The sequence below is a fragment of the Sphingomonas guangdongensis genome (assembly GCF_900199185.1).
GTDB lineage: Bacteria > Pseudomonadota > Alphaproteobacteria > Sphingomonadales > Sphingomonadaceae > Sphingomonas > Sphingomonas guangdongensis.
This window is the reverse complement of record NZ_OBMI01000001.1, coordinates 331,283-345,955: the sequence shown is the minus strand read 5'-3', so window position 1 is coordinate 345,955 and position 14,673 is coordinate 331,283. Positions and strand designations below refer to the sequence as shown.

12 protein-coding genes are annotated in these 14,673 nt (G+C 68.5%); 5 read left to right on the top strand and 7 right to left on the bottom strand.

Going from position 1 to position 14,673, the window contains the following annotated elements; translation table 11 throughout:
• Positions 1-3 precede the first annotated feature (3 nt).
• Together CRO12_RS01635 and kynU are read left to right on the top strand one after the other, a co-directional pair.
• On the top strand, positions 4-792 hold the full coding sequence (locus tag CRO12_RS01635; RefSeq protein ID WP_097062282.1) for a tryptophan 2,3-dioxygenase: 789 nt from the start codon (positions 4-6) through the stop codon (positions 790-792).
• Complete coding sequence (kynU, locus tag CRO12_RS01630; protein ID WP_097062281.1) at positions 789-2,009, top strand: kynureninase; 1,221 nt, start codon at positions 789-791, stop codon at positions 2,007-2,009. The genes CRO12_RS01635 and kynU overlap by 4 nt, the downstream gene beginning before the upstream one ends.
• Positions 2,010-2,040: 31 nt before the next feature.
• Here the strand turns inward: kynU and CRO12_RS01625 are convergent, their stop codons facing one another.
• Complete coding sequence (locus tag CRO12_RS01625) at positions 2,041-3,549, bottom strand: S1C family serine protease (RefSeq protein WP_097062280.1); 1,509 nt, start codon at positions 3,547-3,549, stop codon at positions 2,041-2,043.
• A 198-nt stretch (positions 3,550-3,747) separates the two neighbouring features.
• Here CRO12_RS01625 and CRO12_RS01620 point away from each other — a divergent pair, with 198 nt between their 5' ends.
• Complete coding sequence (locus CRO12_RS01620) at positions 3,748-5,094, top strand: SGNH/GDSL hydrolase family protein (protein ID WP_179640805.1); 1,347 nt, start codon at positions 3,748-3,750, stop codon at positions 5,092-5,094.
• An 11-nt stretch (positions 5,095-5,105) separates the two neighbouring features.
• Here the strand turns inward: CRO12_RS01620 and CRO12_RS01615 are convergent, their stop codons facing one another.
• The gene (locus CRO12_RS01615; protein WP_097062278.1) at positions 5,106-7,271 is read right to left on the bottom strand and encodes a primosomal protein N'; all 2,166 of its coding nucleotides are present in this window, start codon (positions 7,269-7,271) and stop codon (positions 5,106-5,108) included.
• A 154-nt stretch (positions 7,272-7,425) separates the two neighbouring features.
• Between CRO12_RS01615 and CRO12_RS01610 the strand changes: the two genes are divergently transcribed.
• On the top strand, positions 7,426-7,941 hold the full coding sequence (locus CRO12_RS01610; RefSeq protein ID WP_144033490.1) for a GNAT family N-acetyltransferase: 516 nt from the start codon (positions 7,426-7,428) through the stop codon (positions 7,939-7,941).
• On the opposite strand, the gene CRO12_RS01605 is transcribed toward CRO12_RS01610, so the two are convergent.
• The 3 genes from CRO12_RS01605 to CRO12_RS01595 are packed head-to-tail and all read right to left on the bottom strand — an operon-like array spanning position 7,925 to position 9,134.
• Positions 7,925-8,617 carry an ATP12 family chaperone protein gene (locus CRO12_RS01605; protein ID WP_097062276.1) on the bottom strand — a complete coding sequence of 231 codons (693 nt, stop codon included), beginning with the start codon at positions 8,615-8,617 and terminating at the stop codon, positions 7,925-7,927. The genes CRO12_RS01610 and CRO12_RS01605 overlap by 17 nt on opposite strands.
• Entirely contained in the window at positions 8,614-8,832 is a 219-nt protein-coding gene (locus CRO12_RS01600) for a hypothetical protein (protein ID WP_097062275.1), read from the bottom strand. The genes CRO12_RS01605 and CRO12_RS01600 overlap by 4 nt, the downstream gene beginning before the upstream one ends.
• On the bottom strand, positions 8,820-9,134 hold the full coding sequence (locus tag CRO12_RS01595; RefSeq protein WP_097062274.1) for an HAD family hydrolase: 315 nt from the start codon (positions 9,132-9,134) through the stop codon (positions 8,820-8,822). The genes CRO12_RS01600 and CRO12_RS01595 overlap by 13 nt, the downstream gene beginning before the upstream one ends.
• A 511-nt stretch (positions 9,135-9,645) precedes the next feature.
• Between CRO12_RS01595 and CRO12_RS18435 the strand changes: the two genes are divergently transcribed.
• Positions 9,646-9,831, top strand: a complete 186-nt coding sequence (locus CRO12_RS18435) for a helix-turn-helix domain-containing protein (RefSeq protein ID WP_097062273.1) — start codon at positions 9,646-9,648, stop codon at positions 9,829-9,831.
• Between the two features lie 4 nt (positions 9,832-9,835).
• Here CRO12_RS18435 and CRO12_RS01585 read toward each other — a convergent pair whose 3' ends face one another.
• Both CRO12_RS01585 and CRO12_RS01580 read right to left on the bottom strand, forming a co-directional pair.
• Complete coding sequence (locus tag CRO12_RS01585; RefSeq protein WP_097062272.1) at positions 9,836-12,505, bottom strand: DEAD/DEAH box helicase; 2,670 nt, start codon at positions 12,503-12,505, stop codon at positions 9,836-9,838.
• Positions 12,505-14,622, bottom strand: a complete 2,118-nt coding sequence (locus tag CRO12_RS01580) for a DNA methyltransferase (protein WP_218838842.1) — start codon at positions 14,620-14,622, stop codon at positions 12,505-12,507. The genes CRO12_RS01585 and CRO12_RS01580 overlap by 1 nt, the downstream gene beginning before the upstream one ends.
• Positions 14,623-14,673 lie beyond the last annotated feature (51 nt).

The window sequence follows — 14,673 nt, the reverse complement described above, 5'->3', positions numbered from 1 at the left end:
CACATGGCCCCGATCACCTATCGCTCCTACCTGCGGCTGCCCGAGCTCCTCGACCTGCTGACGCCGCTCAGCGACGCACATGACGAGCTGCTGTTCATCGCCATCCACCAGGCGTCCGAGATCTGGCTGAAGCTGTGCTTGCACGAGCTGCGTGGCGCGCGCGCGATGATCGCCGCCGACACGCTCAGCCCGGCGTTCAAGATGATGAGCCGGGTGGCGCGGATCCAGGCGCAGATGATCCAGTCGTGGGAGGTGCTCGCGACCATGACGCCCGCCGATTACGCGGCGATGCGGGACAGGCTCGGCACGTCCAGCGGCTTCCAGTCGGACCAGTACCGGCTGATCGAGTTCCTGCTCGGCAACAAGAAGGCGGAGGCGCTGGCGGTGCACGCAGACGAGCCGGCGGTGCGCGCGGCGCTCGCCGCGGAGCTGGGGCGGCCGAGCCTGTACGACGAGGCGCTGCGGCTGCTCGCGCGGCGCGGGTTCGACCTGCCCGCCGCGGTGATCGATCGGAACTGGTCGGAGCCTTACGCCGCGCACCCGGCCGTCACTGCGGCGTGGGCAAGCGTCTACGCCGACACCGCGCGCTGGTGGGACCTGTACGAGCTCGCCGAGAAGCTGGTCGACCTGGAGTACCACGTCCAGCTGTGGCGGTTCGGGCATCTGAAGACGGTGGAGCGGGTGATCGGGTTCAAGATCGGGACCGGGGGCACCGCCGGCGTATCTTACCTGGCCAAGGTGCTGGAGCAGGGATTCTTCCCCGAACTGCTTCAGGTGAGGACCGCGCTGTGACGCGGGACGAGGCGCGCGCGCTCGACGCGGCGGATCCGCTGGCGGCGCTGAAGGAGCGGTTCGTGCTGCCGCCGGGCGTGCTGTACCTCGACGGAAACTCGCTGGGCGCGATGCCGGCGGCGGCGCCCGCGGCGAGCGCGCGTGCTGTTGCCGAGGAGTGGGGAACCGGGCTGGTCCGCAGCTGGAACGATGCCGGCTGGATTGACGCGCCGAGCCGGCTCGGCGACCGGGTCGCCACGCTGATCGGGGCGGCGCCGGGCGAGGTGGTGGTCGCCGACACGACCTCGGTCAACCTCCACAAGCTGCTCGCCGCGGCGGTGACGGCGGGCGAGCGGCGCGTCATCCTGACCGAGCCCGGCAATTTCCCGACCGACCTCTACGTCGCGCAAGGCGTCGCCGCCACGATCCCGGGGGTGAGCGTGCGCACCGCCCCGCGCGACGCGGTTCCGGCGGCGATCGACGAGGACGTCGCGGTCGTCATGCTGACCCACGTCCACTACCAGAGCGCGGCGACGTTCGACCTTCGCGCCGTGACCGCGGCTGCGCAGGCGGAAGGCGCGTTGATGCTGTGGGACCTCAGCCACAGCACGGGGGCGGTGCCGGTCGACCTGAACGCCGCGGGCGCCGACCTAGCGGTCGGATGCGGGTACAAGTATCTGAACGGCGGGCCGGGCGCGCCCGCGTTCCTGTTCGTGGCGGCACGGCACCAGGCGCGGCTGCGCTCGCCGCTGTCGGGCTGGATGGGGCACGCCGCGCCGTTCGACTTCGTCGACGATTACGCGCCGGCCGCCGGCATCCGGCGCTGGCTGGCGGGGACGCCGCCGGTGCTGGGGATGGCGGCGCTGGCGGCGGGGCTCGCGACCTTCGACGGGGTCAATCTTGCCGCGCTGTTTGCCAAGGGGCGCGCGCTCTCCACGCTGTTCGTGGCGGAAGTGACCGCGCGCTGCCCGCAGGTACGGCTCGCCAGCCCCGCCGACCCGGCGCAGCGCGGCAGCCACGTCAGCTTCGCGCATCCGGACGCTTACCCGGTGATGGCGGCGCTGATCGATCGCGGCGTGATCGGCGACTTTCGCGCGCCCGACCTGCTCCGCTTCGGCTTCACGCCGCTGTACCTGGGCTTTGAGGATGTGTGGCGTGCGGCCGACGTGCTCGCGGACGTGCTGGCGAGCGGTGTGTGGGATGACCCGCGATATCGGCGGCGGGCTGCGGTGACCTGACCACCGTCCGTGTCCGGGGGAACGGTTTAGCTCACCCCGTCGGCGTGCACCGATACGCCAGCCGCTCGTTTGGTACGCTGGGCAAGGCCGCGCGCAGGGCGGCCTGCTGGGTCTGGAGGTTGGCGCGGGCGGCCTGATCGGCGGTGCAGGCCTTGACCGTGACCGACTGGCGCAGGCGACGCAGCTCCGTCATGCGGGCGGCGTCGAGGAAGTAGCGTGTCTCGCTGTAGCCGCGCGTGCCCGGCTGGTACTGGAGCACGCTGACCGTCGCCTCGCCATCGGGCACCAGGATCCGCTGCCACCCGCCGCGGCCGTCCTCCGCATACTGGGTTCGGCCGTTCATGCAGCCGTCGGCGCTCCAGGCGAGCCGCACGGCCTCCGGCTGTGACGACACGACTCGGCTGCGCTCCGCGTCGAAGCTGCACGCAAGCGGCCCGATCGCCTCAACCGCCGCGGTCGTCGGCGCGGTCGCGGCGGCGGCCTGTGGCAGGTCGGCCGGGTCGAAGCCGGGCCGCAGCAGGAAGGTGACAACCGCGCCCACCATCAGCGCCCCGCCGCCGCCCGCCGCCCAGCGCCAGCGCCGGTCGCCCCGCGATGCCAGCAGCCCCGCGCCGCCAACCGCCAGCGCGCCGAGCACGAGCAGCACCGCCGCCGCCGCCATGACGTTCTCGCGCGCGACCTCGTTATCCGCGCGCGCCTGCGCGATCGCGGCGGTCCGCTCGGCCGCCGCGCGCTCCGCGGCGGCGCGGGCGGCGGCGTCGCTCGCCGAGCGGGCATCCTCATCCGCGGCGCGATCGGCGGCGAGGCGCTCCTCCATCGTCACGCACGGCGTGCCGATGGTGGTGACGCTCTGCCCGGCCTCCCGCAGGAAGGTGAGCAGCTCGGCATCCGCGATCGCGAGGGCAAAGCTCGCGTCGCCCTCGTCCCCGCGGGTCAGTGCCGAGTTGACACCGAGCACCCGCCCACAGCGGTCGAGCAGCGGCCCGCCTGAATTCCCTCGCGCGATCGAGGCGGTGTGGAGCAGCATCTGCGTGCCGGCGAGCGCGCGCCGGCCGGAGAACACGCCCTGGCTCCTGACCGGGCTCTGCGGCGTGATGAAGTCGGCGGCCGAGCGCGCGGTCGCGAGGTCGACGTTGCCGGGATAGCCGAGCGCGATCATCGCCTCGCCCTCGCTCGGCGGGCCGGCGTAGAGCGCCAGCGGCGCCAAACGGATGCCGCTCACCTCGACGAGTGCGAGATCGCGTTCCGGATCGACCGCGACCAGGCGGCCCTGGACCGACTGGTCGCCCTCCGACGGGACCACCCCGATGACGACGTTGCCGGGATAGCGCGCGGCGAGCTCCACCACATGGGCGTTGGTGACGATCCGGGTGGGGGAGATCGCGAAGCCCGAGCCGTGGCCGAACCCCACCACCTCATCCTCGGCGACGGCCACCGTGACGATCCGCACGACACCGCGACCGGCGGCGGAAATATCGTCGGCGCGCGCAGGTGCCGCCATCGCGAGGACTGCAAGCAGGGTGAAGAGGAGGCGACGCATCGTGGGTCGTCGATACAGGGGCGTATGACAGCGCGAAAGACGGTAAGCGCGTGTTTGCGACCGACCTCTCTGGCCAACTACCCCGCGAGATGCCCCGCCACGGCGATGAACCGAGCGGCGACACACCAAGCTGATATTGTGCGGCGCAGCAACATTCCGCTACAATGCGGTTCAAGCGCAAAATCAGATGGATAGGCTGTGTCGACGAACAGTGTGATCACGCGGCGAGCAGCCTTGCGCTACGGTGCGGCTGCTGCCGGCCTCGTACTCACCGGCTGCGGCGATAGCGGTAACAGTCCGGCCGGGGCGATCTCCGCTCCGCCTCCTGCCCCAACGCCCACTCCGGCCCCGACGCCTGCTCCTTCACCGGCGCCGACGCCGCCGCCGGTCGCGACCTCGCTGCGGCCCACGTCGACCACGCAGGGCATTCATAACGAGAGCATCGGTGCCGCCAACGTACAGGTTGGCGCGACCACGACCCACATCCACTATGAAGATGTCGCCGACGGACTGGAGTTCTGGTGGTGGCCGGGCCGGGCGACGTCTGGTGAGGGGGAGATCGGTCCGGCCGCCACCGTTACCGCACGCGCGAGCGTTACCTGGGTCAGCCGCGACGGCGTGACCACCACCACGCAGCTGCAGGCGGTGGGCGGCGGCACCACCGCGTCCGCGAGCGCGGCCACCGACTTCCTGAAGTTCACCGCGGCGATTCGTCCGCGCGTCGGCAGCCGGCTGATCGTGACGTTCTGGGGCAACTTTCCGGCTGGCGGCGTCTACGCGCACGGGAAGGCCGATTACGCCAGCGGCGACCGGCTGCAATATGGCGCGAACGTGCCCGACCAGACCGCCTCGGGCGCGATGTACCGTAACATCTGGGAAGGCGGCTTCGACTATTTCGGACCGTGCTTCATCGGTGGGCGCGGCGCCCGGCCGACCTTCGTCAACGACGGCGACAGCCAGGAAGCGGGGGTACTCTCAGCCGGGCGGCCGGGCGACATCGCCGATAACGGCTACGGCGCGCACGGCGCCTGGGGCCGTGTGCTCGCGCCGTACCTGGCGGGCATCAACATATCGGTAGCAGGCGCGACCGCGCGCGAGATGGCCGACCCGGCCCGCACCGTGGTCCGCGATACGCTTGCCAGATTGTGCCAGGTCCGCGTGTACGGTCTCGGCGTCAACGACATCATCTTTCAGGGCCGAACCTCGGACGAGGTGGCCGCCGACGAGGCCACGCGTGCGGCCCGGCTGGGCTTGCGCACGCTGGTCAAGACGATCAATCCGGTCCTGGCGGGCGCCACCGACAACCGACCGTTCAACCCTGCGCGGGACGTGGAACGTATCCGCGAGAACGTCCGCCGCCGGTCGCTACCGGGCACCTATGATATCGCGGCGGTGGTGGAGAGCGGCACGAGCGGCGCCACTGTCAACCTCGGCTTCTACAATGACGATACCCACAACAGCGCGGCAGGGAACAAGGCGCCGATTCCTACCTACGACGTGCCGGCGAACATCGGTGGCGTCACGTTGGTGCCACTCGCGGTGTAATCGTCGCGGGGCTACAGGAAATTGTAGGGGTCGACGTCAACCGCGACCCTGACCTTCGGCCCCCAGTCCAGTGCACCCAACCAGTCGCGGATGACGTCCTGCACGTCCAAACTCCGCGTCGCATGCACCAGTAACCGGAAGCGGTGCCGCCCGCGGAGCATGGCAAGGGGGGCGGGGGCGGGGCCGAAGACGTGCATGCCGTCGACCTGTGGCACCGAGCGGGCGACGGTGCGGGCGGTCTGATCGGCCAGCGCCTTGTCCTCGCTCGACACGACAATCGCGGCGAAGCGGCCGAAGGGGGGCGCGTCGGCCTCCCGCCGCGCGTCCGTTTCGGCAGCGTAGAAGCTCTCGGCGTCGCCCGACACCAGCGCCTCGATCACGCGGGCGCCGGGCGCGTGAGTCTGGACCAGCACGGTGCCGGGCTTGGTGCCGCGGCCGGCGCGGCCGGCGACCTGGCTGATCTGCTGAAAGGTGCGCTCGGCGGCGCGCAGGTCGCCGCCCTCCAGCCCCAGGTCGGCGTCGATCACGCCGACCAGGGTGAGGTTGGGGAAGTGGTAGCCCTTGGTGACGAGCTGGGTGCCGACGACGATGTCGATGTCGCCTGCCTCCATCCGCCCGACGAACTCGGCGGCCTTGGCGGGGCTCCAGATCGTGTCGCTGGTGACGATCGCGGTCTTGGCGTCCGGATAGAGCGCCGCCACCTCGTCGGCGATGCGCTCGACGCCGGGGCCGCAGGCGACCAGGCTGTCCTCGTCGCTGCATTCCGGGCAGGCGCGCGGCGTCGGGTAGGCGTGACCGCAGTGATGGCACGACAGGCGGTTGATCAGCCGGTGCTCGACCATCCAGGCGGTGCAGTTCGGGCACTGAAAGCGGTGGCCGCAGGTCCGGCATAGCGTCAGCGGTGCGTAGCCGCGGCGGTTGAGGAACAGCAGGACCTGCTCGCCGCGGGCGAGCGTGGCGTCGATCGCGGTGACCAGGCGGGGCGCGAGCCAGCGGCCGCGGACCGGCGGCTCCGCAAGCAGGTCGATCGCCTCGATGCGGGGCAGCTGCGCGGCGCCGTAGCGGTCGGGTAGCTTGACCTCGCGATATCGGCCGAGCTCGACCTGGTGCCGGGTTTCGATCGCCGGGGTGGCGCTGGCGAGGATCACCGGGCAGCCCTCGAACCGCCCCCGCATCACCGCGACGTCGCGGGCATGGTAGTGGACGCCGTCCTCCTGCTTGAAGCTGGTTTCGTGCGCCTCGTCGACGACGATCACGCCGAGCCGGGCGTAGGGGAGGAACAGCGCGGAGCGGGCGCCGACAACCACCTTCGCCTCGCCGGTCGCGATCGCGCGCCACGCGCGGCGGCGTTGGGACGACCGCAGGCCCGAGTGCCAGGCGACCGGCTCGACGCCGAAGCGGCCGGTGAAGCGCTTCAGGAACGGCTCGGTCAGCGCGATCTCGGGGAGCAGGATCAGCGACTGCCGGTCGGCTCGCAGCGCCGCGGCGACCGCCTCCAGATACACTTCGGTCTTGCCCGATCCGGTGACCCCGTCGAGCAGGAACGGCTCGAACGCCGCCGCGGTGGTGGCGGCGGCGAGCGTGTCGGCGGCGGCGCGCTGTTCGGGCGAGAGCAGGGGCGGCGCGTGGTCCGGATCGGGGAGCGGGAAGGGACTGTCGAGGTCGACCTCCACCCCCTCGATCGCGCCGGCCTTGACCAGCCCGCGGATCACCGCATCGCTGACGTCGGCGATCGTCGCCAGCTCGCGGATCAGCCCCTGCCGATCGCCGATCCGCACCAGCGCCTGCTCACGCTGCGGGGTCAGCCGCGGCGGCACCGTTCCGGTCGCGCGGTACTCGACGATCAGCTTCTGCCCCTCCAGCGCCGAGGTGCTGGCGAGCGCCATGCGGAGCACGGCCGACAGCGGCGCGAGGTAATAGTCGGCGGTCCACTCGACCAGGCGGCGGAGCGGTGCGGGGATCGGCGGCACGTCGGCGACCGCGAGCAGGTTGCGGAGGCGGTTGTCGCCTACCTCCTCCGTGCCGAGGCGCTCGGGCTCCCACACTACGCCGAGCAACTGGCGCGGGCCGAGCGGCACCACCACGATCGATCCCGGCTCCACCGTCATCCCGTGCGGCACGCGGTAGTCGAGCGGGCCGAGCGCGGCGTTCATGACGATGACACGGGTACGGGACACGGGCGGCGATATGGGGGAATGGGGGCGAGAGGGCTAGAGTCATGATCCGCGTCGACCAAGACCGTCACCCCGGACTTGATCCGGGCTCCCGCTCCCTTCTCCGTCGCAGTAAGAAGCGGGATCCCGGCTCAGGGCAGGGGTGACGGAGGATCGGGTGATCGTCACAGAGACAGAGCGGCTGGTCATCCGCGAGATGGAGGTCGGCGACGCGGTGCCGCTCCACGCACTGCTGACCGACGCCGACTTCCTGCGCAACATCGGCCACCGCGGGGTCGACACGGTCGCGGAGGCGGAAGCGGCGATCGTCGAGCGGTATCGCCCCGCCTACGCCCGGCACGGCGACGGCATGTGGGCGGTGGTGGAGCGGGGGAGCGGCGCGTGGGTCGGCATGGCCGGGCTGGTGCGGCGACCGGGAATCGACCATCCCGACATCGGCTTCGCGCTGCTGCCGGCGGGGCGCGGAAAGGGCTATGCGCGGGAGGCGGCGGGCGCGGTCTCGGCGTGGGCGACGGCGCGCGGGATCGCGCCGGTGGTGGCGATCGTGAACCCGGAGAACGCCGCGTCGCGCGCCGTCCTAGCCGGGCTGGGGCTGGTGCCCGACCGCCCGATCAGGCTGCCCGGCGGCGATGCCGACGTGCTGCTCTACGTGCCCGTCACGCCAGAAGGCTGAGGAAGCGGGCGCCCGCATCGAAATCGGCGCGGTGCGCGGCCGTCGCTTGCGCGGCGAGGTCGTCGCGGCCCCACATCTCCTCCTGCCAGTCGTCGTCGATCCGCGCTGCCGCCCAGATCGTGTCCGCGTCCGCCGCCCCCTCGATCAAGGCGAGCGCCAGGAGGAGCGAGCCGGTAACCGTCACCACCGGCGACAGCCCCGCGAGCTCGAACGCGTTCCGTGCAGCCACCGCATCGGCGAGGCGCGCCAGCGTGGCAGGAGGCTGCGCCACGTGCATGACGCCCGACGCGACCTCCAGGTGGATGTCGAAGCGGCCGCGCGCCCAGCCGATGACCGGATCCCACGCCGCCGCCTGGCGCGCGACCAGCGGCGCGGGCTCGACCGTGCGGTAGCAGAGCAGGTCGCTCTCCCCGTAGCGAGCGAGGCCGGTCGCAAAGGCCTGCGGGTCGGGGCCGATCCGGTCGATCGCCGCGTTGGCGAGGCCGGTGAGCGGCATCGCGCGCGGATCGATGTCGTCCGTGACCGCGCGCCACTCGCCCGTGATCGCCGCCGCCAGTGCCGCGGTCGGCACCACGAGCGGGGTGCGGCCGGGCGTTCGCACCGGGCGACCGTCGAGCGCGATGCCGTGACCCGCTCCCTCCTGCGTGACCGTGACCGCCGTCCAGAACCGCTTCATGCGCCGCTCCGCCAGCGATGCGCGAGCGCCCGCGGGACCGCGAGCACGACGTAGAGCGCGGCGAGCACGATCAGCAGCCCGAGCACGCGTGACGGCAGATTGACCGCGCGGCCGAGCAGGTAGAGGCCGAGGATGGCGCCCGCCGTGCCGCTTGCGCGTACGGCCTGGATCGCGAGCCAGCGGTGGCGGGCGGGGTCGGGTGTCACGTCGGGCATGTAGGCGTCGCGGACAGCAGGGCAAGCAGCGCGGCGGGGATCGCCAGCGGATCGTCGATCACCGCGTCGGCGCCGGCCGCGCGCAGCCGTTCCCTCTGATGATAGCTCCAGCCGACGCCCAGCGCCCGCGTTCCGGACGCGCGCGCCATCGACGCATGCGGCTTCAACGGGTGGCGGTCGGCGGTCTGAAGCGAGACGAAGCGGTTGCGAATGCCGTACTGATCGAGCAGCAGCTGAAGCCTTGGCGCACTTCTCGCGGGTTTCCTCGGCGGCACATCTGGGTTGCGGCCACTCGAAGGCATGACGGGAGCCACGCATTTTTCAACTAGTGGCGGGTCACCGCGCACAGGTAAATGGTGCCAGAAGAGGACTCGAAGAAGCGATATAAGCTGTTGAAAATCTCTGATTTCTCCGTTGCGTTCGCATAAGAGGCCCCCAAAAGGGCCCCCAGAAAAGTTTTCGCCCTATCTTCAGGGCGCCGGTAAGCCGCTGGCGGCTGCTCCGGATGCCGGGTGCCCACCGGCCAATAACAAGCCAATCAGACAGCCTCGTCAACCAGCCGAACGGGAGGATTTCAGCACACCCTATGCGGCGAGCCCGCAGGATAAGTAGCTGATTTCGGCGGAGCAAACCTGTCCCACATGCCGCTCGATTTCGTGGGTCCGATTTGGCGAGCGGCCAACCTGCTGAATTGCTTGGATTTCAGCTCCGAAGGCGGCGCGCGAAGTTGTTTTCCTACACCCCGCCTGTCGCGCTACATCGACTAGGCCTTGCGTTGCGCGACCACGCTCCAGCCGATCGTTGGAGCATAGAATGTTGATTGACCGAACTCAGATTGCGGAGCCGTGGGCGGTGCGGGTTGACGATGCCTGCCGGCTAACCGGATTGGGCCGGACGACGATCTACGAACTTATGAGGTCAGGCAGGCTCCGCAGCGTGAAGGTAGGCCGCGCCCGCCTGATTGATCGGGCGAGCTTGCGGACCTTGATCGGCGGGTGAACAATCACCCCTCGTCTGTGTCGAAGGCCGATGCGGCTTCCGCCAACGTATGAACTGGATTGAGGCGGCTGTCCCAGGCCTCTTGGCGCACGAACATCGCCCGGTAGCGGCGGGGGGCGTCCTGCCTGCTCGCATCGGCGCACCAGAGCTTCAGCCGCTCCCATTTGCGCGGATCGTCCAAATCCTCGCGCCCCTTTGTCTCCACGACCCAGACCGTCCCGTCCATCGCACGAGCTATGAAATCGGGGCGATAGTCTCGGACGATCCCGCCGCCGGCCGATTGGTATTCGACGGTGAAGCCGGTCGCTTCCGTGTTCTTGTAGAAGGCCTGCACGTCGGCGGCAGCTTCCAGGAAGCGGGCGAACGCCAGCTCGAAGGCGTTGTCGCCCGCGACCTTGTTCATCAGCGACTTGGTCGCCTCGATCACGTCGCGGCGCTTGGTGACTTGCGGCCGGGTTGCGGACAGCTTGATGCGGTCGATCACATGCGTGTCGCCGCTGTCATGCACGGTCAGGCGGTTGATCGCGCCCTTCATGGTGTCGAACAATGCCCGCGTCACGCCCGTCTCGCTCAGGTTCCGCAGCACGTTGGGGTCGTCGAGCGACACCTTGCGATCGAATAGCCCATCCTCGATGAACCGGACCAGCTTTCCGAACAGCACGTCATAGCCGCCGACCAGCCGCAAATCGTCCTTGATCGACTTGGCGAACCAGCCGACGACATTGCGCCAATCCGCCACCGCGCCCGCATCGAGCCGCGTGGTGTGACTGACCTCGTCGGTATGAATGTCTCGGAACACGATTTCCCGCTGTTCGGCCTCGCTGAACTCCCGCAAGGGCACGCGCGGCGCGGGAAGGCTGGCGTCGTCGATCTCTTCGAAGCGGTAGAATTGCCGCTCGATACGCGGCTTCAGCTTAGGCAGCTCGATGTCGAGCGCCGCCACGTCCTTGTCGCGATCGACCTCCACCACCATCGGGCCGGCAGGCTTTGTGCCCTCTCCCATCGGGCGGCGCTCCAGCTCGACGCCCTCGTTCTTGATAGTCTCAACAAATTCCAGGAACCGCTCTGTTCCGAGCACACTCACCTGTTCCTTGACGTCGCGACCGAAGAACATCCGCCGCAGGCCGCGCCCGATAGTCTGCTCAGGCAGAATGTTCGACGGCGCCTTGAACGGCCGCAGGCCGACGATCGTTGTCACGTTGCGGACGTCCCACCCTTCGCGCAGCACCATGACGGACACGACCGCCAGATACGGGCTGTCCCAGGAGTCGATTTCCCGGCTCTGCTTACGCAGTTCGTCCAGTTCGGCCTTGGCCTTGCCGGTCGCCGTTTCGATAATCTCGCCATTGGACTTGGTGTGAATGACCAGCACCTTGCCCTTCAGCTCAGAATAGCGGGCCTCCAGCCATCCGGCGACGCGGTCGCAATTTGCCGTGTCGTCCGTCATCACGAACAGGACCGACTTCTTGCCCGCCTTCTCCAGCTCGGCGAAGGTCCGCTTCCATTCGAGCACGCCCAGGTCGAGATGATCCTGATACATCTCGACGAAATCGTCGCTTTGGCGAACGGTCAGGCGCGCCCGGCTGGCGGCGTCGGGTAGGACCGGGGTCTTGACGACGCTCTGGGCGATCGCCTCGACCAGCGGATAGTCCGATACAGTCTGCACGAATATCGCGCCGTTGTTGTGCTTGGGCGTGGCAGTCAGGTCGAATTGGGCGGACAGGCCGGACCCGCGCCGCCGCAGGCCGGCGTCCAATTCGGCCATCTGCCGGAACCAAGCCGTTTCCGCCCTGACGTGATGCGCCTCGTCGTTGACGACGATCAGGTCGGGCACCGATCGGACGATTATGCCCAGATCGGCCTTGCTGTCCGTCGTCTTGGCGACCGGTTTTGCGCCCAGGAATTGCTCGCGCAAGTCCCATTCGGGCGTCGCGCGCGCCCCCTCGTCGACGCGATGGACGTTGGTCAGGAACAGGTTGCCGCGCGGCGCGACGTGCCCGACGTCGTCCTGCACATGCACGGTCAACTGAAAGTCGGCCGTCCAGTCGCGTCCCTCATACCCATTCGGCGGTAAGACGGGGTCGCTGTAGAACACCCGCGCGCCGTCGAAGTCAACGCGCAGCCGGTCAAGCACGATGATGTTCGGCGCGACCAGCAGCGTGTTGGTGGATAGCGTCGACTCCGCCTCGTAGAGCTTGTGGAAGTAGCTCCAGGCGATCAGCAGGCTGGCGACCTTGGTCTTGCCCGCGCCGGTAGCGAGCTTCAGGACGTAGCGCGTCCAATCCTCGTCGAACATGCCGGCCGACACCGCGCCCGTGCTGTCATAGGCGAGCAGGCTCAGCGGGTCGCGCGCCTTCGCGACCTCGTACAACCACACGGCGCTTTCGACTGCCTCCCGTTGCGCGAAATACCATTGCCAGATGAACGGCCCGGCCTCGCCATAGACGACGTGCTCGCGTTCGAACCACCAGCGCAGCAGCGCCCGCGTCGTCTCGCTCGCGCCCGCATAGCCGGCGGCGCGCCAGCCCGCGACACCGCGCCGGACCTTGTCGACAAGCGGCGGGATGAGCTGTTCGCGCAGCATGTCGCCCAGCGTCTCGTCGCCGGGATACCAGCGCACGTCGGGAGACAGGATCGCGTAAGGATCGGCCGGGAAGGCGGGATTGAGCGGCATCAGACCTCCACCCCGATGACCTTGGTCGTGTCGTTCCCGAAAATGTCGATGACCTTGACCGCAATCTGCTTGCGGCCGGGTGTCGTGTATTCGTGCGCCGCGCTGGTCAGCTCCAGCGCCCGGTTACGGCGGGTGCGGAAGCTCTGCCATTCGTTTTCGAAGATGTAGCGCCCCGTCCATTGCGGAACGTACTTCACGCTCCCGTCGCCTTGCGTGACCGTCTCGTAGATCGTTTCCGGCCGGCTGGCGTAATCGAAATCGACCGCCCAATAATCGATCCAGTCGGTCCATTCGCGCGTCAGCACGTCGCGGGTGACGGTGCCGTCCTTGGCCTTGGTCAGCTTGACCACCTGCCCGTTCTCGACCGCAACCTTAGTGCCCGGCCGCATGCCTTCGATCAGATTGTCCAACCCGTCCTGACGGTAGGCGACCGCGAAGTTGGACAGGCTCACCGTCACGCGCCGGGCCTTCTTGTCCGCCATCGTCGCCTTCGCCTCGACATAGGCCAGGTCGTGGAAGCTCACCTGCCCCTTGTCGACCGCGCGTCGGTCGAACACGTCCTTGGGGATGTAACGGAGCGCGACCGCAACGCCCTTCGCCTTAGCCTCGTCAACCGCGCGTGGCGCAAGCCCCATCTCGAACTCGAAGCCGAGCACGTCGACCCGGCCCGCGCCCATGCGCCGCGCCGCGTCCACCGCTTCCGCAACGGTCAGCTCGTTGACCGGCGCGTCGAGCGGCCCGACGACGACGAACGCGCCGTCCTTGTAGCCGTGGAAGGGCGGCGACTGTTCGGCAGGTTGCGCGCGATAGGCTTCCAGGATCAGCGACACATAGGCCGCTTCCTTCGCTGCAGCCGCTTGCGCGCGTTCGCCGGCCGGAAGCGTCGGGTCGATACCCGCGAACCATTGCCGCTCGTACTTGCCCAGGTTCAGGATTTCGAAGCTCCGCCACGGCTTGCCTGCGGCCTTCAGCTCGCGTTGCACCCCGATCAGCCGCTTCCGGCTCGTGTGAATCGCGAAGCGACCCAGGTCCGCGCCGATCCACTTGCGGCCGAGCTTTTCGGCAACGGCGAGGGTCGTCCCTGAACCGCAGAAGAAGTCCGCTATAAGGTCGCCCGGATCGGTCGCAGCACTAATCACCCGCTCCAGAAGCGCTTCGGGCTTCTGTGTCGGGTAATCGAGCCTTTCCGATGCAACCGGGTTGATAATGGGAATTGTCCAGACATCGCCAACGGGGCGCTCGGCCGCGCCCTCAGCATACATGCGTGAGCCGTCGTCATTACGCAGCCAAACTCGCTTGCCTTCTATCTTTTGCGTGACAGGCTGCAGCTTCTGAACTTTCGTGGCCTCGACGACCGCGTGGTGCGTGTAGTCGCGCCCTCTTGAATACCGAAGTATTACGTCGTGGCGGGTGTCAAAAACCTTTCCCGACCAGCCTGTGCCTAGCTTGTTTTCGTAATGCCAGATGATTTCGTTACGGTATCCTTCCTCTCCGAAGATTTCGTCGAGAAGAAAACGAATGCCGCTGTTTACCCGCCAATCGCAATGAAGAAAGATCGAGCCGGTTGGAGCTAGTATATCCCCGATCAAGCTCAGGCGTTCGCGGATCATAGCGAAATAAGAGTCTCGTCCACGTCCCCAAGTGTCGCGATATGCAATCTCTTCGATAACGGTTGGTTCTTTTGTAACCTGCTCGTCGCCCACCTCGACTTGGAAGCTAAAATCGCCCCCCACGTCGAACGGCGGGTCGATATATACCAGCTTCAGGCCGCCAGCGGCCTCAATCTCCCGTCGCAGCGGGCCACCCTTCAGGCTCGACAGCACAAGCTTGTTGTCACCCCAGATCAGCTTGTTCGACCAGCCGCCGCCTTGCCGCCCGCCGCTGCCCAATTGGAACAGGTCCGCCACCTGCGCACCCGTTTCCGCGCGCGGCTCGTCAATCTGTTCAATGCTCTGGAACGGAAGGACGACGTTCGTGACGTCGCTCGTCTTGCCCGGCCATATCAGCTCTGCCTCACGCGGCTCACGGAACAGCGTCCACCGGAAGCGATCAGGCAATGGCTCCCCGCGCGCAATATGGTCCGCGATCAGCGCCTTGTCGTCGTCACTCAGCTCCACCCGTTCGCCCCTCATTGCCGATCAGCGGCTTAGCGGGGCCGGGCGACACGC

Excerpts from the sequence above, each read along its gene's own strand:
- CRO12_RS01585 (WP_097062272.1), bottom strand. The coding sequence starts at position 12,505 with ATGCCGCTCAATCCCGCCTTCCCGGCCGATCCTTACGCGATCCTGTCT.
- CRO12_RS18435 (WP_097062273.1), top strand. The coding sequence starts at position 9,646 with ATGTTGATTGACCGAACTCAGATTGCGGAGCCGTGGGCGGTGCGGGTT.
- CRO12_RS01600 (WP_097062275.1), bottom strand. The coding sequence starts at position 8,832 with ATGCCCGACGTGACACCCGACCCCGCCCGCCACCGCTGGCTCGCGATC.
- CRO12_RS01595 (WP_097062274.1), bottom strand. The coding sequence starts at position 9,134 with ATGCCTTCGAGTGGCCGCAACCCAGATGTGCCGCCGAGGAAACCCGCG.
- CRO12_RS01635 (WP_097062282.1), top strand. The coding sequence starts at position 4 with ATGGCCCCGATCACCTATCGCTCCTACCTGCGGCTGCCCGAGCTCCTC.
- CRO12_RS01605 (WP_097062276.1), bottom strand. The coding sequence starts at position 8,617 with ATGAAGCGGTTCTGGACGGCGGTCACGGTCACGCAGGAGGGAGCGGGT.
- CRO12_RS01625 (WP_097062280.1), bottom strand. The coding sequence starts at position 3,549 with ATGCGTCGCCTCCTCTTCACCCTGCTTGCAGTCCTCGCGATGGCGGCA.